We start from the raw sequence: 19779 nt of genomic DNA on the forward strand, positions 1-19779 counted from the left end.
ACTATGTCGAATCAAAACCAAGAACAATATCAGTTTATTGAAGAAATTCTTTCTGCACATGTAAGCAATGCGGGGAAAATCCAAGAATTTGAATTTTTCTATGGTGGAAACTTTAATTTAGCCGGTAGAATCAAAATTGATTTAGGCGAATATTTTATCAAATGGAATCAGGGCGAGCATAAAGGTTTATTGGAGTCAGAGGCAAAAAATCTAAAATTGTTGGCCTCCACGTCCACTGTTTCTGTCCCATCAGTTTTGGCTTTTGGCATTCAGCAAGAAAAGGAATTCCTCATAATGGAATGTGTACATTCTATAGAAAAGTCAAACAATTTCAATAGTGATTTGGGTGAAAAAATTGCCAAATTACATCAAAATACACATGCAAATGGATTTGGACTTGCCTATGATAATTTCATAGGACTAAGCCATCAACCCAATGAGTGGAATACCAACGGCGTAGATTTCTTTATTCAAAATAGATTGTTGTTCCAAATTGAAAAAGCTCTTTACGACAGAAAAATTGACAAGAAATTAGCTGAAAAATTTGAAAACTTTTTCAAAGAATTGCCGTCTATTTTCCCGCAAGAAAAATCCTCATTAATTCATGGTGATTTATGGACCGGCAATGTGATGGTCAACGAAAGTGGTCTTGCTACTTTAGTGGATCCTACCTGTTATTATGGATTTAGAGAAGCAGATATCGCTTTCTCAACTATGTTTGGTGGATTTGAAGAAGAGTTTTACAAAACGTATAATGAGCATTTTCCTTTAGAAAAAGGATTTCATACAAGAATACCGTATTACAATTTATATCCACTTTTGGTACATGTCAATTTATTTGGAGAAGGTTACATACCAACAATTGAAACAATTTTAAAACCTTTTTAATTTAGGTTCAACCAATTTTCTACCACTTCATCTGGATTTTGTGCCGTTGGGAAAAATGAAATTAATTTTCTCAAAATACCTTCTACAATGGGATCAGGGCAGGATGCCCCACACGTCAACATGATTATTACTTTATCTTTTTCAGGTATAAAGTTAGAGGTTTCCTTCTCCTTTTTAGATTCATAAAGAAAGTGCTTAACTTTTTTATTCGAAATCAATTTATCCTCTGAATTAATAAAATAAGTAGGCAATTTCTCCTCACACAAGGCAACAATATGTGAAGTATTAGATGAATTATATCCACCAGCCACTATAGCAAAATCTGCCTCCTGAGTCAATAATCCATAAGTTGCACTTTGATTATCGTTGGTTGCATAACATAAAGTATCACGTGTATCAGCAAACCTTTCAACTACCTCATTAGGCTGTAATTGATAAAAATCAACCATTGTTTTTCGTAGCAAGTCAACAATTTCTTGCGTATCAGAAGCCAACATGGTTGTTTGATTTACCACACCAATTTTTTGCAAATCCGTTTCTGGATTAAAACCTTTTGAATATTGCCCATGAAAATCACTAAAAAAATCAGCTCTATTTTTTTCCTTTCGCAAATAAGGGATTAACTTTTCAGCTTGGGCATAATTTTTTAAAATTAAAGTAGGTGCCGACTCCTTTGAATGCGAAAAAGTAGCTTTGGTTTCCTCATGTGTAGGCTTCCCATGCACAATGACCGTATATTGTTTTTGTCCAATTGCTGATGCCCTATTCCAAACCTTTTCTACAAATGGGCAAGTGGTATCATAGGCATAGGAATCTATCCCAATGGATTTTAATTTTTCTTGAATTTCCAATGTTGTACCAAAAGCAGGGACAATTACAATGTCATCAGATTTAAGTTCATTCCATGGAATGAGTTGATTCCCCTTCGTATCTTGAATAAATCGGAGTCCCCTATCTAATAAATCTTCATTTACAGAAGGATTATGAATCATTTCTGACAGCAAAAAAATTCTTTTGTCCGGGTGATTTTCAATTACCTGATAGGCTATTTCAATGGCATTTTCAACTCCATAGCAAAACCCAAAATGTCTAGATAGATAAATTTGGACTGGTCCAAAATCTAAAAAACTTGGTGAAAAATCTTTTTTAAGTTTATCTTTCACACGCCTCTTTTCCTTTATTTTCCCAATTAATTCACTTTTAAAAAGATTTGGAATAGAGAATGATTTCATTTTTTAAATTTTAGACAAAAATAATGTTCTAAAAAAAATTATATATATAAACATACAAAAAAACTAAAAAAAATTTCAGTTATTCAATCTATTAGCTAATTTTGTAGTCTAGAATAGCCACTAAAATTTAAATAAGCCGTAAAAGATGGGCAAGTATTCATTTTTTTCGAAATCATCAGTAACAATTAAATCTATGACTTTAAGTAGATTGGTGAATTATTTCTTAAAAAATCCTGTGAATATTTTATACACAGGCCTATTGGTTGTTGTTTTATTGCTTACATATGAAAATTCGTTTAGCAAGAAAAAACAATTAACCTCCCATTTTTCTGGTAAAATTGAATTTGGACAAACAAACGCCCATCAATTAATTACATCACAGGCTTCAGCAGAGTTTTCCATGGAAGGTGGACAGCGAGTTTTAACGCTAAAAATTACAGAGCCTAAAAATTTCGAATCGGTATTTATTAAATTATTTGATGTTAATGGAACGGGGACCTATTTTATTCCGGGTGATGGAAAAAATAGTAATATCGGAAATCTAATTAAAAATTTAAATAATTATAATGATAAAAATAATTTCTACGTTGCCTCACTCCCCAATGCAGATGGAGTTTTTAATGGCGTAGGAAGAATTAATATCACCAATATTTCCGATGAATTCGTGGAAGGTGATTTAATATTAGTAACAAATAATCCTCAGGGAGTGCAGGCTGTTTTAGAGTCGGCTAAATTCAGCATTTCCATCAATTAATATGAATTTCGAAACAGAAAGTGTACAAGCTTCTTGGGAACATATTCTGAATTTTTTAGAAAAATCTTTTGGAAAAAGACCTTCGGATGTAGATTCCGTTCTATTCTTAATTGGTATTCAAGAGTTAGGGCAGGGACCGAAGGAATTTAGCAAAGAGGAAAAACAGGATCTAATGCACATTGCAACCTGCAAGGTTCTTAGTTATTCAGGATTTTATCAATTGATCGGAAGCGATTCAGAGGGTTGGCCGCATTGGGATTTAATAAAACCTGTTCCCTCTTTACCTTTAAAAGAACAGGAAATTCTCATCAAATCACATATTATTCATTACTTTACAACCGAAATATTCTCGTGAAAATTATCAGTTATAATGTAAACGGAATCCGAGCAGCCATGCAAAAAGGCTTGGTTGATTGGGTAAAATTCAACAACCCTGATGTCATTTGTTTTCAAGAATTAAAGGCTGAAATTGAGCAAGTTGACCTGACGCCTTTCGAGGAACTTGGCTACTTCATTTATTGGCATTCTGCACAAAAAAAAGGGTATTCTGGAGTTGCTATTTTTACCAAAATTAAACCAAATCATGTAGAAATTGGCTGTGGAATAGAAATATACGACTATGAAGGTAGGGTCATCCGTGCTGATTTCGACAATTTCTCGGTAATGAGCGTTTATATGCCATCTGGCACTACGGGGGATGCCCGACAAGATTTTAAAATGAATTGGCTAGGCGATTTTACAAATTACATAAATAATTTAAAGGAAAAGCTTCCCAATTTGGTGATTTCAGGAGATTTCAACATTTGCCACCAAGCAATAGATATTCACAATCCCAAATCGAATGCAAACAGCTCAGGATTTTTGCCAGAGGAAAGAGCTTGGGTGAGTGAATTTTTGGAAACTGGATTTATTGATACCTTTAGACACCTAAACAACCAAGCACATCATTACAGTTGGTGGAGTTACCGTGCGGGTGCAAGAAGTAAAAATTTAGGTTGGCGTATTGATTACCACATGGTCAGCAAAGGTCTACAAAATAACATCTCAAACGTTGCTATCCACCCTGAGGCAGTACATTCCGACCATTGCCCCATCGCACTTGAATTAAATTTTTAGTTATGATTTACGAAAAACACGTATTTATTTGTACAAACGACAAAGATGCACCCAAAAAATGCTGCGGTTCTGGCCATGGAATGGAATTAATTAATGCCATGAAAGCTGAATGGGAGAAAGCAGGCAATCCTAAAAAAATCCGAATACAAAAATCGGGTTGTTTGGATGTTTGTGGAAAAGGCCCTGCAATGGTTGTTTATCCAGAAGGTGTATTTTACGGGAACGTTCAAATCAGCGATGTCCAAGAAATAGTTGAGAAACACCTTACAAATGATGAAATTGTAAGTAGGTTACAAATTGGCTAAATTGCGGTATGATTTACAGAATTTATCCAACCCTTTTGAATTCCTATTCTATGTATTTGAATCAAACAAAAGATTCAAATGGGAAAATTATGGTGGACGAAATTGAAATGATTGAGCGCATCAATCGTGTCAAAAAGCCTACCACAGGTGCCCAACAAAAAGGTTTGGATTTCGAAAAAGCAGTATTTTTAGGACAAGGAGAGGAATTTTTCGAAGAATCTGTCATTGAAAAAGCAAGAAACCTAATCCCTCAAAGATATAAAACTCAGTTTTATTTAGAGTCGCGGCACAAAAACTGTTTGATTTATGGGTATGTGGATGGCGTTGGAGAAAATATTGCCTTCGATTTAAAGACAACCTCATTTTACTCTCCAAACCGTTTCGCATCTAATCACCAAAACTTATATTTGTTAGGTTTGCAAAAATATGGAATTGAGCAATTAGATTACATCATAACTGATTTCAAAGAAGTTTATGTAGAAAGTTATCAATTGAATACATTTGACTTTAATCCTTTATACAATCAAATCGAATCTTTCACACATTTCTTAGAGGAAAACAAAAAATTCATTCGAGATAAAAAAATCTTTGACCGCAAATCAAACGACCAACAATTATCAATTTTTGATTAAATAACTATCCAGTTTTCTAATTCCTTTAGTTTCCTAATCTGTCTTTTGGCTTGGCTTTCAACCCCTAATTCATTCAAATGAATGGCGGGAATACCTACTTGTTCGGCTCCCCAAACATCAATTTTCTCGTGATCACCAATCATCAGCACCTCTTCGGCTTTTGAATTGGCTAAATTTAGCGCATATTGGAAAAAAGCTGGATCAGGTTTTTTTGCCTGAGCTTCTTGAGAAGTGATAATTCCTGCAAAATGATGTTTAATTCCTGAACCAGAAATTTTAATATCCTGGACATCTGAAAATCCATTTGTTAAAACAAATAAGGGATATTTTGAATTTAATCGTTCAATTATTTCAATTGCCCCTTCAATCATTTGAGATTTTCGAGGAGTAATTTCCAAAAATAGGTCTCCAAATTTCAGATAATCTCCTTCTAAATTCATTTGCTCAAAAATTCTTTGAAAACGAGTAGCTCGTAATTCCTCCTGACTAATTCTTCCGAATTGGTACTCCTCCCACAAAAAATTATTAATAAGTTGATAAGATGTGAAAAAAGAATCAAAACCTCCTGGATGTTGCGCATCTAAATCAAATTGATGAAATAATTCAGATAAGGATTGACTTGCGTTGGCATCGTGGTCCCATAAGGTATGGTCCCAATCAAAAAAAATAGCTTTCGGTTGAAAAATCATAAAACAAAAATAATAAAGATGTACCTTTGTTGGATAATAAAATTTCTATGGAACATCAATTACAATTAAAAAAACCATTGGCATTTTTTGACTTGGAAACCACTGGTGTACAGGTTCAAAAAGACAGAATCGTTGAAATAGCAATTGCCAAGGCACATATTGATGGAAGCATTGAAATAAAAACAAGGAGAATTAACCCAGGAATACCCATTCCACTTGAAGCTTCCTTAGTCCATGGAATTTATGATGAGGATGTAAAAGATGAGCCCAGTTTCAAACAAGTGGCCAAATCTTTAGCTCAATTTTTGGAAGGTTGCGATTTAGCCGGATTCAATTCCAACAGATTTGATGTACCGATGTTGGTGGAAGAATTTCTTCGAAACGGTGTTGATTTTGAGGTAAAAAACAGAAAATTGATTGATGCCCAACGTATTTATCATTTGATGGAACCGAGAAATTTGTCTGCAGCCTATAAATTTTACTGCAAAAAAGAATTAAAAAATGCACACTCGGCAGAAGCAGATGTATTAGCTACTTTAGAGGTTTTAAATGCACAAGTTAAGTATTACGAAAATACACCGTTGAAGGATGAAAACGATAAAGAATATTTTCCAATTCAAAATGACATGTCGGTTTTAAATCAGCTCTCCACCAATAATTTGATTGATTTTGCAGGAAGAATGGTTTATAATAAAGAACAAGTAGCGGTGTTTAATTTTGGAAAACACATGGGAAAACCGGTTGCAGAAGTGTTAGCTAAAGAACCTTCTTACTATGATTGGATTTTAAACGGTGAGTTTCCTGAAGATACTAAGAGAAAACTTACAGAGATTAAATTGAGTGGATTTAAACGATAATCATATTTTTATTCGATTTTATCGTTTTATTTAGTATTTTTGCCACGCAAAAAAGCTTTCAAAGGTTTCTAAAATGGAAACCAAAACCGACAGATTTATGCAGTCAATACCTGAAATTATAAGAACAATACCTTTAACGCATTACATACTTTTAAGCTCTGCACTTTTTGCAATTGGCGTTTTAGGAGTATTAACCCGCAGAAATGCCCTTATCGTTTTTATGGCGATTGAATTGATGCTTAATGCAGTCAATTTACTTTTAGCAGCATTTTCATCTTATTTTTCAGACCCAGCGGGTCAAATATTTGTATTTTTTATTATGGCCGTTGCAGCAGCAGAAGTAGCCGTTGGATTAGCTATTATTGTAATGATTTATCGAAATATTCAAACTATCGATATTGGATTACTGAATAAATTGAGAAATTAAAATCGCATTTGCCTAATTTATTGATATATGTCGTCAATACTATTTATACCTCTTTTACCATTGATTGGATTTTTGATCAATGGTCTTTCCTTTCCAAAATTATCTAACCCAGTTGCGGGAATTATTGGAACGATTCCACCATTAGCAGCATTTGCTTTGTCTTTACAATTGTTTTTACAATTTGATGGCAATACCCAAATTGTACCTTTATTGGATTGGATTTCGGTTGGAGAATTATCAATCCCGATTGCATTTCAAATTGACCAATTGTCGCTTTTGATGCTTTTGATTATTACAGGAGTTGGAACCTTGATTCATGTGTATTCAAGTGCATATATGTCACACGATGAAGGATTTGGCAAATTTTTTGCCTTTTTAAACCTTTTCGTGTTTTTCATGTTGCTGTTAGTAATGGGCTCTGGCTTCGTTACCTTGTTTATCGGCTGGGAAGGTGTTGGATTGTGTTCTTATTTATTGATTGGATTTTGGAACAAGAAAAATAGTTATGGAGATGCTGCAAGAAAAGCATTTATCATGAACAGAATTGGTGACTTAGGTTTCTTAATCGGCATATTTTTATTGTTTCAAGAATTTGGAACTGCAACCTACCAAGAAGTTTTTGAAGCAATAAAAGCAGGTAATGGATCTAATTTAGGATTAATTGCTTTCTGTTTATTTATTGGTGCAATGGGTAAATCTGCCCAAATTCCATTGTTTACATGGTTGCCAGATGCAATGGCGGGACCAACCCCAGTTTCAGCATTGATTCACGCAGCTACCATGGTAACTGCAGGTATTTACATGGTTATTCGTGCCAATGTACTGTTTGAAATGAGTCCAGAAGTATTACACTTTGTTGGATGGATTGGTCTAGCAACTGCCCTTTTAGGTGCAGCAATTGGTTTATTCCAAAACGACATCAAAAAAGTTTTAGCCTATTCTACTGTATCTCAATTAGGTTATATGTTTATGGGATTAGGAGCATCGGCCTACACTGCCTCTTTTTTCCATGTAATGACTCACGCGTTTTTTAAGGCTTTGTTGTTTTTAGGGGCAGGATCGGTTATTCATGCCATGTCAGATGAGCAGGACATTCGTAAAATGGGCGGATTAAAATCGCAATTACCAATAACTTATATAACTTTTTTATTAGGAACTATTGCCATTGCAGGTATTCCTCCATTTGCTGGTTTCTTTTCCAAAGATGAAATTTTAGCACATTTATATCACCACGATATCGTGATGTGGGCATTGGCAATTGTTGGTTCTGCCTTGACTTCCTTTTATATGTTCCGTGTGTTTATAGTAACTTTCCACGGAGATTTCAGAGGCACACAACACCAAGCAGATCATTTACATGAATCACCTATAGCCATGACATTACCTTTGATAGTTTTGGCGGTTTTATCTGTAATTGGAGGAATTATTAATTTACCAGCTTTTGTTGGTGGAAATGAATTTTTGGCACATTGGTTGAATCCAATCTTACCTGAAGGTTCACATGAGGCGCTTGAAGTACATTTCGCAAGTTTAGAATTTTTAGCTCCTTTAGCGGCTGCCTTTATTCCAGCAATTTTTGCCATTCAATTGTATGGTAGCAAAAAAGCAGTTCCAGCTGCAGATGCAGAAATTTCAGGAATTCAAAAAATCATTTATGACAAGTTTTACATTGATGAGGCCTATAATTTCTTATTTGTAAAACCTATTCAATTTTTATCCCAATTTTTCTACTCATTTATTGACTTCCTTATAATTGATTTATTGGTGGAGTCAACTGGAAAGTTTGTAAAAAGCAGTTCAAACGAATTACGCAAACTACAATCAGGAAACATTGGATTTTATATTTTCATGATGGTTGCTGCAATTGCAATTATTTTGGCTTGGACATTGAAAAGTTGGATCTTTTAATTTAGAAATCACAAAGGAATGTATTTATTATTTATACTTTTATTTCCCCTATTACTTGGCAGTTTTCTATTAATTGCCAAACCTGCAAAAGCCTTTGGACTTGCGCTTGGAGGTTCAATCATTGAATTAATTATTTCTTGCATTCTTTTATGTGATGCAAACACAGGCAAACTACCTACAGAGTTTATTAGCAATTGGATTCCAGAAGCTGGACTAAAATTTGCACTTTTTGTAGATGGAATCAATGGCATTTTGATTTTATTGACTGCACTTTTAGTTCCTTTCATCATTGGTTCAACAGCTGGTAGTGAAAAGGCCAATGATGCAAAATACCAAGGATTGATTCTAACTATGCAAGCAGCCCTAATGGGTGCATTTTTGGCAAAAGATGCCTTTTTATTCTACTTCTTTTTTGAAGCATCTTTATTACCAATTTATTTCATTATCAATTTATACGGTAGTGAAAACCGCACAAAAATTTCTTTCAAATTCTTTGTTTATACCCTTTTCGGATCCTTGTTTTTATTAATTGGCTTGATTTATGTGTACCTAAGAACTCCAGGAAATACGCCTTCTGCAGATTTCGAAACACTTTATCAAACAGCATCAGTTTTAAGTACGAAAGAACAAAGTCTTTTGTTTTTAGCCTTTTTTATTGCTTTTGCAATTAAGATGCCGATGTTTCCATTCCACACTTGGCAGCCTGATACCTACACAGTAGCACCTAGTCAAGGAACTATGTTATTGTCGGGAATCATGTTGAAAATGGGAACCTATGGAGTGATTCGAATGATTGTTCCAATGTTTCCAGCAGGTATCGCTAATTGGGGAAATTGGGTAATTATTTTGTCCGTCATCGGTGTTTTATATGGTTCAATAATTGCCATTCAACAAAAAGATATGAAGCGCCTATTAGCTTACTCCTCCTTTGCTCACGTTGGATTGATGTCAGCTGGTATGTTAACTCTATCCAATGAAGGAATTCAAGGTGCTCTTTACCAAATGCTTTCACATGGTATCAACATTGTTGGTTTATTTTTTATTGTTGAAGTAATTGAAAGAAGGACTCAATCGAGAGATTTAGACCAATTAGGAGGTATAACAAGCGCCTCAAAGGTTTTATCGATCGGTTTTATTATTTTAAGTTTAGGTTCTGTAGCACTTCCATTAACCAATGGATTTGTGGGAGAATTTTTATTGCTTAAAAGTGTTTTCGATTACCAATTAACTATTGGCATTATCGCCGGAATTACCATTATTTTAGGCGCTGTTTATACCCTACGTATGATTCAAAAATCTATGTTTGGGAATGCATCTAAATTCAGCATAAATTTTGAAGATTTAACAATTTCAGAAAAATTAGTAATTATCCCACTTTGCATTTTAGTGGTTTTGGGAGGAATTTTCCCGACAGTTGTTTTAAATTATAGTCAACCTGCTGTTGACTTATTATCTAAGTGGATCAAGTAAAAAAATTGAAGATATGACGCCTGTTATTGCTTTATCACTTTTCGGCATAATTAATTTATTTTTAGGTTTTACGTTCAAACGTCAAAGTCTTCAAGTAGTTACTCTATTATTCATCATTTGCAGCATGGCATTAACAGCTATGGATTGGAACCACGAATACCTTTGGTTCGGCGATATGATGAAAACAAACAATCTTTCGATCAATTTTAGCTTGATTATTCAGTTAGCTGGTTTATTGGTGGTAGCTTTTTCAAATGGATTTGGAAAAGATGAGGTATATACCCAACCAGCAGAATATTATGCAATATTGCTTTTCTCCTTGGTCGGTGCCTTGTTAATGGTATCGTTCCAAAATCTCATCATGCTTTTTGTTGGTTTGGAAATTTTATCTGTAGCTATGTATGTTTTAACAGGCTCTGACAAAAGAAATTTGCGTTCAAATGAGGCTGCACTTAAGTATTTTTTAATGGGTTCATTTGCCACTGGATTTTTACTTTTCGGTATTGCCTTAGTTTATGGTTCAACCCGTTCCCTTTATATTTCAGGAATTTTATATAATTTATCGCATACCGCTCCTGAATCTCTACCAAGCTTTTTATATGCAGGTATTATCCTAATGGGCATTGGATTATTGTTTAAAATATCAGCAGCTCCTTTTCACTTCTGGACTCCAGATGTCTATGAAGGTGCGCCAACTATTTTCACCATGTTTATGTCAACAGTCGTGAAAACAGCAGGTTTTGCTGCTATCTATCATATTTTAGATGTAACATTCGGTGGATTTCAAAAAAACTGGATCATCACTGTTTATTTTATCACAATTATCACTTTAATTTTAGGTAATATTTCAGCAGCATATCAACAAAGTGCAAAACGAATGTTAGCCTTTTCAAGTATATCGCATGCAGGATATATGTTATTAACTGTTTGTGCAAACCAACCAAGTACTTCTTCCAATATTTTATATTACAGTTTAGCTTACACCCTGGCAACAGCGGTTTCATTTGCTGTATTAATGGTAGTTGCAGAATACCAAACAGGTAGGACTGAAAAACCTGAAAATTTTGATGCACTAAATGGTTTAGCAAAAAATAATCCAAGTTTAGCATTTGCATTTACAGTGGCTTTATTGTCCTTGGCTGGGATCCCATTAACCGCAGGATTCTGGGGAAAGTTTTTTGTCTTTACAGATATGTTCAACAAAAACTTAACCTATCCAATTATCATTGCCGTATTGATGTCTGCAGTGGGTATTTATTATTATTTCAAAGGAATCATTTCAGTCTATTTCAATTCAGGTGAAATAGAAAAAATTGAAACTTCATTTTTATTTAAAATTGCACTTTGGTCTGCTTGTATTGGCACTTTAGTTTTAGGAATTTATCCAACATTGTTAAAATCGATCTTCTAATTGTCTAAAACTGAATCCAATATTTTTAACAAAAAGGACCTAATCGCCTATTTTTTCGTGGCGGGAACTGGTGCAATTGTTCAATTGGTAAGTGGATCTATTATTAAAGATTGGTTTTCCCTAAGTTATGACAAATCTATTTTCCCAGCCTATTTAATTGCCTTAGTTGTTGGGTTTATTTTAACTAAACTATTTGCATTCGATGTTCGTAATACGAATAAGACTCAAAGAGAAATGATTAAATTTTTCATCGTTGCCATTTTCTCTGGATTTGTAACTTGGGGATTTAGTGTAGGTTCCTATAAATTATTTAATTCTTTTACTGAGGATTTCCAATTAGTAATACCATACTCCCACAAAAAAATAAACCTTACACAAAATGCTTCTACACTAATTGGGATGGGCTTTAGCTTTATTTCCAATTACATTTTGCACAAAACCTTTACTTTTAAAAGCAGTGGTTTTTACGACCGTTTCAAGGCCCTCATCAAGTAAATTTTAAGTTTTTTTGCCAAAACTTAAAAAAAACTTAAAAAAAACTTAAAAAATTTTGCAATATCCAATTTAATCTAATAGCTTTGTGGCTCAAACCTTAAAAAATTAAACAAAATGAAAAAATTATTCGCTTTAGCATTCGTTGCTGGAATGGTTACTTTAGCTTCTTGTGGTGAGAAGAAAACAGAAGCTGCTGCTGATTCAGTTGCTGCTGATACAGCTGCTGCTGCTGCTGTTGATACTGCTGCTGCAGATACTGCTGCTGCTGATACTGCTGTTGCAAAGTAATTCATTACGAATTCGAAAAAAAGAGTCCTTCTTCCGAAGGACTTTTTTTATGCCCTATGAAAAGCAAACCTATTCAATCATTTTTTGACCACTTTCCCCCTACAGTGGCTGAATATTGCTTTCAACTTTGGCATGAAAACGATTTTAAGTTTATCGTTAGCAAAAGTAGACATACGAAATATGGAGATTACCGATACCATCCAACTAAGGGACATAGCATTACAGTAAATCACAACTTAAACCCTTACGCATTTTTAGTAACCTATATACACGAAGTTGCTCATTTAACCACCTATTTAAAATTCAAAAACAAAGTTCAACCGCACGGGTCCGAATGGAAAAAAGAATTCAAAGATTTATTTGATCCCATTTTAGAACCAGAACTTTTACCGGAGAATTTAATTAACATTTTAAAAAAATACCTCGCAAATCCGAGTGCATCATCAGCCACCTATGCACCATTAGTAGAAATCCTAAAAACATTTGACCCCCAAAGCGACAAAGTTTTATTAAAAGATCTACCAGAAAATGCAGCATTTTTAATTAAAAACCTGTTGCTTGTCAAACAAAAACTCAACAGAACACGTTATTTTTGCATAGACCCTAAAACCGGGAAGAAATATTTAGTTTCCAAAAATGCAAGTATTCAACCAGTTGAAATTCCTTCCTAAGTTTTTCCTGATTCAGCTTTTTGGCTTGATAATAAGTTTTGCTTCTTATTCACAAGATTTTTCTAAAGGGCGGTGGTTCAAGTTATTTATACCGAAAGAGGGCCTTCAAAAAATTGATGGAAATTGGTTTATTCAACATAATATCCCATTAAGTAGCCTTAATACAGAAAAAATAGCTATATATTCCGAACAAAATTCAAATCAAGTTGATGGTATTTCGCCAATTGACCCTAAAAATTTAAAAAACCTAAAAAAAACTCCAGTCCTTCAAATAGGCCTTGAAGACAAAATCTTTAATGCGGAGGATAAGCTTTTTTTTGCAATCAAAACCTTTGAATCAATTTATTCCGATTCAACATTTTGTTATGTCCAATTAGATGAAGCGATAAGTAATTGGGCAAGTGCAGAAAAATCTACTGCCAGTGGAAATTCGACAAATTTCGCCTACGAGAAACTAACCTGGAAAGAGGAAAAATTTAATTTTCTACAATCAGGGCAACTTTGGATATCTGAACCATTTTATAAAGGCGAACAAAAAAAAATAAACTTCCCTTTGAAAGATTTTGTACCAAATGAAAAAAATATTTTAAAGGTAGATTTATTTGCCTCCTCAATTTATCCCTCTCAAATTTCCATTACAACTAATTTAGGCAATATAACACAGACATTTGAACCCATTTCTGGTGAACGATATGATAAAAAAGCAGAGAAAAAATCGGTAGTCCAATCAGGTAGGGCCAGTAATTCAATTGCCAATTTTGAAACTACTTTTCAATTTGAATCAAAAGCGGGTTCAGGAAATATTGGGAAAGTAAATTTTTGGTATCCAAAAAAATTAACAGGAATTGAAAATAATACTTGGTACGAATTTCATGATTTCAATCCAAACTTGAAACTTGAAAACACCAACAACAACACGCAGATTTGGAGCCTTCAAAAAGATGGTTTTCATTATTGGGGAAATGGAAATTCTATAATTAAAATAAGTGGCGATTCCACTAGTCTAGTCCTTGCAAGTAATTCAGAAAATGCAGCAGAACCAAAGTTTCTGAATAAACTAGAAAACTTTAATACTGATTTAGCAACAGGAACCGAGCTATTAATCCTTTGTCCAAAAGAATTTGAAAACGCCTCAAAAAATCTGGCATCCTATAAAATTGAAAAAGGAATTAAAACAGAAATTAGAATTCCGGAAAATATTTATACAGCATTTAGTGCTGGCAAATTAGATCCCAATGCCATCCGTAATTATATTTTTGAGCAAAAAAAAATAAAGAAAAGCCAACTTAAATACCTCTTATTGTTTTCCGATGCAAGTGTAGATGTAAAAGAAAAAAATATTTTAAGCAAAAATGATTTAAGTATTTCCAAAATCCCAAGTTTTGAAAGTACTGAATCCCTTTATCCTTTAAACTCCTATGTAAGTGATGATTTTTATGGTATTTTAACAGATTCACTGGGCCAATGGGATCAAGATTTCAATTCATTTAGTCCAATGGAAATTGGAATCGGCCGAATTCCAGCAAAATCTATTGCTGAGGCAGAAATGATGGTCAATAAATTAATTGAAGGGCAAAAGCATCCGAATCATCAGTTAACTTTTGTGGCAGACGATGAAGATTCAAATATCCACATCATTGATTCAGAAAGTTTTTCAAAAAAGATTTCTGCTAATATGCCAGAAATACCCATACAAAAATTATACATTGATGAATACCCTATGAAACAGTCAAATGGAATTTATACAAGTCCAGAGGCAAACAAGAAATTAGTAGATCTATTTTATAAAGATGCAGGATTTATTCATTTCATGGGACATGGATCAGAGAGTGGATGGACAGATGAAAAAATTTTAACCATTAATGATATTGTATCTCTAAAAAACAAAAATAACTTACCCATTTTATTTACGGCTACTTGTCAATTTGCAAAATTTGATAACCCCTACATCTTATCTGGTGCAGAGGCATTATTATGTTCCGATACTGGTGGATCCCAAGCAATTATTGGCACTTCTAGACCCGTATTTCAGAGTAACAATTTTACTTTTGGCAATAATTTTTATGAATTAGCTGCTCAACATAAATCTGAAAAAAACTACAGAATTGGAGATTTAGTAAAAGACACAAAAAATGCTGGAAAAGGACAAATTGGCAATAGAAATATCGTTCTTCTAGGTGATCCAAGCAGCTCAATACCTTGGAATTATCAAAAGTTAACCATTGACAAAACAGATTTCACCCTTGGAAAAGCCAATGAAATTATCATCCATAATTCTTTAAATTCAGAAATTACAGGGAATCTTAGGGTTTCTTTAAGTAATATTCCAACACAAACTCTCGGGACTAAGTCCCCAAAATTCAATTTTCTTCAATCGGGAAACGATCTTTTGATAAAGGAAATTAGTTTAAAACCAGGAAGCAACAAAATTAATATACCTGCATTTACTTTACAGGAGTTGGTATCAGAAGAAATCACAATTCAGTTTTCAAAAAGTAATAACAGCAATGAAAATTATTTGGGAACAATGAAATTTCCAATTAAAAAAGGTATTCAAAATGTTATTGACAAAGAAGGCCCTAATATTGTACAATCTAAATTTAACGACAATTTTTTTACAATTTCGGACAGCTCTGGCATAGGTCAACTATTGGCAACGAATCAAAAATCGTATGTAACTATTAACGACAGTTTACAATATCCAATTGATACCTTTGTAAAAGATTTCAAACAACTAAATCAATGGTCAGTTGAAATTGATGAATCAATTTTGTCAGTTGGTGAAAATAAAATCATTTTCAACGTAAGTGATTTACTTCAAAATGAAACTAAAAAAGATTTTAGAATTACCTATGATAAGTCATTCGAAAATCCATTGAAAGTATATCCGAATCCTTATATAGATCAATTTACAATTCAATTAAAGAGTGTAAATTTGTGGACGAACTATCCATATAAACTAATAATATATGATGTAATAGGTAATCAAGTAGAGGAAATAAATGGTCGTTTTCTTGATGGCAATGAGGTGGTAAGGCCTCAAAATTTACGACCTAAACAAATTTATTTTTATAAAATTGAAATTTTAGAACCAGTTAATCGTTTTACAAAAAGTTATTTTGGAAAAATATTTCCAATTAATTGATATTGTCAGTAAAGATTTGTTTAAAATTATAATTATAAGTTAAAATTTATTACCTTTGAACATAAATGATTACTAATAAAAGCATAAAACTCTCTCAAAACATATTCAATATGATTAATAAATCAAAAGTTATTGGCTCACTCCTAACGGTATTTTTCACGAGTGTTTCAAGTTTTGTGTTTGCTCAAACAACACAAAATCTAATCCCTAGCCCTACGATGTTATTCTTAAATGTTGCACCAGATGCACGTGCAGCAGGTATGGGAGATGCTGGTGTAGCGGTTTCAACAGATGTTAATTCCATTTTTTGGAATCCTGGAAAATTAGCAACTTCTGAAAATAATTTAGGATTTGCAGTTTCGTATTCTCCATGGTTGAAGAATATCGTTCAAGATATGGCTTTATATAATGTATCTGGATATCAGAAAAAAGGTAATGACCAAGCATTTGGTTTTTCTATCATTTACTTTGACCAAGGTACTTTTCAAGCAACTTCTTCTACTGGAACTAGCTTAGGTAACTTCAACTCTAAAGAATATGCCATCACTGGAACTTATTCTAAAGTTTTAACAAAGATTTTATCACTAGGTGTAAATTTAAAATACATTAATTCAAACCTTTTGGGTTCATTCCAATCAAGCAATACAGTAATGACTCCAGCTCAGACAGTAGCAGCTGATATTGGTTTGTTCTGGAATAAGAATTCTGGTAAAAGTTGGAATACTAAATATGGTTTAACTTTATCAAATATTTCTGGTAAGGTATCCTATGGTGGATCTGACAAAAACTTTATTCCAACAAACTTACGTTTAGGAATGGCAAGCACTAAGGATTTAGGTGAAGGAAATAAATTCACAGTTGCCTTAGATTTCAATAAATTAATGGTTCCAACACCAAAAGATGCTGCTGGCTCTAACCTAAAAGATGTAACTGCAATTGGTGGCATTTTCTCTTCTTTATTCGATTCGCCTAATGGTTTTGGGGATGAATTAAAAGAGGTTACTACTTCTTTAGGTATTGAATATTTATTAAAAAATACATTTGCTTTAAGAACTGGTTACTTTAACGAAAGTGCAGAAAAAGGTAATAGAAAATATGCTACTTTCGGAGTAGGTTTTAAATTAGACCAAAAATACAATTTTGATTTTTCTTACTTAGTTCCAACTGGATCTAATAGCCCATTATCAAACACATTACGTGTTTCCTTAATTGCTGCTATTAATAGTGGCGGAAATACTACTAAGTAATAAATAAATACAATATAGATTTCAAATGACATCCCTTGGGGTGTCATTTGTATTTTAAATAGATTCAAGATGTTAAATCGAAGCGTTCCTCCTGTATCCCACCCCATTCAAGCTGTAGCTTTTCCGAAACCAAAGACGATTGAATTAAGCAATGGGATTGATTTACACATTATTTCATTGGGAGACCAAGAAGTCTTTAAATTGGAATTAGTTTTTCCGGCTGGAGCCATTTTTGCAAACAAGCCAGGTATTTCTGGACTAACGGCTCAATTGATGAAAAGAGGAACTCAATCACTCAATTCATTTGAATTAAATGAAGCCTTTGATTTTTATGGCGCCTATTGGGATATAAGTAACCAGCTCGACAATTCAACACTTACCATTTACAGTTTATGTAAACATTTGCCCAACTTACTTCCATTGGTGCTAGATATTTTAGAAAACAGCTTAATTTCTGAGGCTGAATTTACAAACGAACTTGAAATTGAAGTTCAAAAAAACAAACATAATTGGGAAAAAACATCCTTTGCAGCTAACCAATATTTCCGAAAACATTTATTTGCCAATGACCCTTATGGTAGAATTTCCAATGAGCAATCGCTTCGAGCAATTGAAGTAAATGATTTAAAATTATTTTATGAAAATTTTTGGAAAGGCAGCAAACCTACCATTATTCTCTCTGGGAAAATTTCAAACAAAGAAATAGAAGCAGTTGTAAAAAGTTTTGAAAGTCTTTCTTTCAAGCAAAAAACAGATTTGAAAACACCTGAATTACAAATTGGGAAGGATCAAGTTTTTTACCAAGAAAAAGAAAATGCCTTGCAAACCTCCATTCGTTTCGGGAAAATTGGTGTACAAAGAACCAATCCAGATTATTTCAAATTTGCTGTTTTAAACACTGTTTTAGGAGGATTTTTTGGTTCAAGATTACAAAAAAATATTCGTGAAGAAAAAGGATTTACATACGGAATTTCATCCTCCAATGTTGCCCTACAAAGAGCTGCTTATTGGATTGTTGGAACAGATGTAAATAAAACAAATGCCAACCAAACCATTGAGGAAATCAACAAAGAAATTAAAAAACTGCAAACAGAACTAGTAAGTGAAGATGAATTAAGCTTGGTTAAAAACTATTTGATGGGAAGTTTTGTGGGGGAATTAACTCAGGCCTTTGAAATTTCAGAAAAAGTAAAAATTATTTGTTTAGAAAATCTTCCCAATGATTTTTACGACCAATTCCAAAGTCAAATTTTATCCTGCACTTCAAAGGATCTAATTGAATTGGCCAATACCTATTGGGAAGAAAATCAATTTTTTGATATTAGAGTTGGCTAAAAACGTGCCAACTCTCTAAATTCATTTACACGACCTGCTAACTCTTCTTCTGTGATTTCCAACAATCGCTCAGTGCCAAATTTTTCCACACAAAAAGAGGCCATTGCAGAGCCATGAACAACTGCCTTACGCATATTGTCAAATGAAATATCATCTGTCTTTGCAAGGTATCCGATAAATCCCCCTACAAAAGTATCTCCTGCACCTGTCGGATCAAAAACTTCCTCTAGGGGCAAAGCCGGACAATAAAACATTTTATTTTCTTGGAATAAAAGTGCACCATGCTCTCCTTTTTTAATGATCAAGGTTTTAGGTCCCATGTCCATAATTCTTTTGGCTGCAACGCGTAAAGAATAATGTTCAGACAATTGGCGAGCCTCCTCATCATTGATACACAAGACATCTACTTGTTTCAAAACTTTCTTTAAATCGTCCATGGCTACGTTCATCCAGAAATTCATCGTATCCATCACTACTAATTTGGGGCGCTTAGCCAATCCGTTAATCGCATCTATTTGAACTTGAGGGGTAAGATTACCTAACATCAGATATTCACAACCTTGGTAACTTGTAGGAATAGCCGGTTGAAAATCTGCCAATACATTTAGTTCCGTTATTAAAGTATCGCGGTCATTCATATTATTGTGGTATTTCCCAGACCAAAAAAACGACTTTTCACCTTCCTTAATTTGAAGTCCATCCAAATTAATATTTTTTGACTTCAACATATCCATGTATTCCTCTGGAAAATCGTCTCCAACTACGGCAACAACATTTACTTGAGGCACGAAAAATGCAGCAGAAAGGGCAATATAAGTACAAGAACCCCCGATGATTTTATCCGTCTTTCCATACGGTGTTTCCAAGGCGTCAAATGCAACTGTACCAATTGATAATAAACTCATAAAA

20 protein-coding genes are annotated in these 19779 nt (G+C 33.6%); 17 read left to right on the top strand and 3 right to left on the bottom strand.

Going from position 1 to position 19779, the window contains the following annotated elements:
- The first annotated feature begins 3 nt into the window (after positions 1-3).
- Entirely contained in the window at positions 4-888 is an 885-nt protein-coding gene (locus EOJ36_RS04950) for a fructosamine kinase family protein (protein WP_127802957.1), read from the top strand.
- Here the strand turns inward: EOJ36_RS04950 and EOJ36_RS04955 are convergent.
- Positions 885-2120, bottom strand: coding sequence for a 4-hydroxy-3-methylbut-2-enyl diphosphate reductase (locus tag EOJ36_RS04955; protein ID WP_127802959.1), 1236 nt, complete (start codon positions 2118-2120; stop codon positions 885-887). The genes EOJ36_RS04950 and EOJ36_RS04955 overlap by 4 nt on opposite strands.
- 193 nt (positions 2121-2313) lie before the next feature.
- Between EOJ36_RS04955 and EOJ36_RS04960 the strand changes: the two genes are divergently transcribed.
- The 5 genes from EOJ36_RS04960 to EOJ36_RS04980 are packed head-to-tail and all read left to right on the top strand — an operon-like array spanning position 2314 to position 4927.
- Complete coding sequence (locus EOJ36_RS04960; protein ID WP_164847845.1) at positions 2314-2874, top strand: hypothetical protein; 561 nt, start codon at positions 2314-2316, stop codon at positions 2872-2874.
- Position 2875: 1 nt separating this feature from the next.
- Complete coding sequence (locus EOJ36_RS04965) at positions 2876-3229, top strand: hypothetical protein (RefSeq protein WP_127802963.1); 354 nt, start codon at positions 2876-2878, stop codon at positions 3227-3229.
- The gene (gene xth / locus EOJ36_RS04970) at positions 3226-3990 is read left to right on the top strand and encodes an exodeoxyribonuclease III (RefSeq protein WP_127802965.1); all 765 of its coding nucleotides are present in this window, start codon (positions 3226-3228) and stop codon (positions 3988-3990) included. Before EOJ36_RS04965 ends, xth begins: the two co-directional genes overlap by 4 nt.
- 2 nt (positions 3991-3992) lie before the next feature.
- Entirely contained in the window at positions 3993-4295 is a 303-nt protein-coding gene (locus tag EOJ36_RS04975) for a (2Fe-2S) ferredoxin domain-containing protein (RefSeq protein ID WP_127802967.1), read from the top strand.
- A gap of 8 nt (positions 4296-4303) precedes the next feature.
- A complete protein-coding gene (locus tag EOJ36_RS04980; RefSeq protein WP_127802969.1) occupies positions 4304-4927 on the top strand; it encodes a hypothetical protein in 624 nt (207 codons plus the stop codon).
- Here EOJ36_RS04980 and EOJ36_RS04985 read toward each other — a convergent pair.
- A complete protein-coding gene (locus EOJ36_RS04985) occupies positions 4924-5616 on the bottom strand; it encodes a YjjG family noncanonical pyrimidine nucleotidase (protein WP_127802971.1) in 693 nt (230 codons plus the stop codon). The two genes, EOJ36_RS04980 and EOJ36_RS04985, sit on opposite strands and share 4 nt — an antisense overlap.
- Before the next feature lie 47 nt (positions 5617-5663).
- Here EOJ36_RS04985 and EOJ36_RS04990 point away from each other — a divergent pair, with 47 nt between their 5' ends.
- The 11 genes from EOJ36_RS04990 to EOJ36_RS05035 all read left to right on the top strand — a co-directional run bounded on the left by EOJ36_RS04990 (position 5664) and on the right by EOJ36_RS05035 (position 18870).
- On the top strand, positions 5664-6473 hold the full coding sequence (locus tag EOJ36_RS04990) for a 3'-5' exonuclease (RefSeq protein ID WP_127802973.1): 810 nt from the start codon (positions 5664-5666) through the stop codon (positions 6471-6473).
- A gap of 97 nt (positions 6474-6570) precedes the next feature.
- On the top strand, positions 6571-6900 hold the full coding sequence (gene nuoK, locus EOJ36_RS04995) for an NADH-quinone oxidoreductase subunit NuoK (RefSeq protein WP_127803436.1): 330 nt from the start codon (positions 6571-6573) through the stop codon (positions 6898-6900).
- 27 nt (positions 6901-6927) lie between these two features.
- On the top strand, positions 6928-8808 hold the full coding sequence (nuoL, locus tag EOJ36_RS05000) for an NADH-quinone oxidoreductase subunit L (protein ID WP_127802975.1): 1881 nt from the start codon (positions 6928-6930) through the stop codon (positions 8806-8808).
- Between the two features lie 18 nt (positions 8809-8826).
- Positions 8827-10278: a complex I subunit 4 family protein gene (locus EOJ36_RS05005; RefSeq protein WP_127802977.1), complete on the top strand. Its 1452-nt coding sequence runs from the start codon at positions 8827-8829 to the stop codon at positions 10276-10278.
- Positions 10279-10291: 13 nt separating this feature from the next.
- The gene (locus EOJ36_RS05010) at positions 10292-11689 is read left to right on the top strand and encodes an NADH-quinone oxidoreductase subunit N (RefSeq protein ID WP_127802979.1); all 1398 of its coding nucleotides are present in this window, start codon (positions 10292-10294) and stop codon (positions 11687-11689) included.
- Positions 11690-12184, top strand: a complete 495-nt coding sequence (locus EOJ36_RS05015; protein ID WP_127802981.1) for a GtrA family protein — start codon at positions 11690-11692, stop codon at positions 12182-12184.
- Positions 12185-12298: 114 nt separating this feature from the next.
- A complete protein-coding gene (locus EOJ36_RS11950) occupies positions 12299-12472 on the top strand; it encodes a hypothetical protein (protein ID WP_164847846.1) in 174 nt (57 codons plus the stop codon).
- 56 nt (positions 12473-12528) lie between these two features.
- Complete coding sequence (locus EOJ36_RS05020; protein ID WP_127802983.1) at positions 12529-13143, top strand: SprT-like domain-containing protein; 615 nt, start codon at positions 12529-12531, stop codon at positions 13141-13143.
- Positions 13109-16288 (top strand): type IX secretion system sortase PorU, encoded by a 3180-nt coding sequence (gene porU / locus EOJ36_RS05025; protein ID WP_127802985.1) that lies wholly within the window; start codon positions 13109-13111, stop codon positions 16286-16288. The genes EOJ36_RS05020 and porU overlap by 35 nt, the downstream gene beginning before the upstream one ends.
- A gap of 110 nt (positions 16289-16398) precedes the next feature.
- Entirely contained in the window at positions 16399-17535 is a 1137-nt protein-coding gene (porV, locus tag EOJ36_RS05030; RefSeq protein ID WP_164847847.1) for a type IX secretion system outer membrane channel protein PorV, read from the top strand.
- A gap of 69 nt (positions 17536-17604) precedes the next feature.
- Positions 17605-18870, top strand: coding sequence for a M16 family metallopeptidase (locus tag EOJ36_RS05035; protein WP_127802989.1), 1266 nt, complete (start codon positions 17605-17607; stop codon positions 18868-18870).
- Here the strand turns inward: EOJ36_RS05035 and EOJ36_RS05040 are convergent.
- Entirely contained in the window at positions 18867-19775 is a 909-nt protein-coding gene (locus tag EOJ36_RS05040) for a PfkB family carbohydrate kinase (RefSeq protein WP_127802991.1), read from the bottom strand. The genes EOJ36_RS05035 and EOJ36_RS05040 overlap by 4 nt on opposite strands.
- Between the last annotated feature and the right edge of the window lie 4 nt (positions 19776-19779).

This window comes from Sandaracinomonas limnophila (assembly GCF_004005965.1).
Lineage (GTDB): Bacteria > Bacteroidota > Bacteroidia > Cytophagales > Spirosomataceae > Sandaracinomonas > Sandaracinomonas limnophila.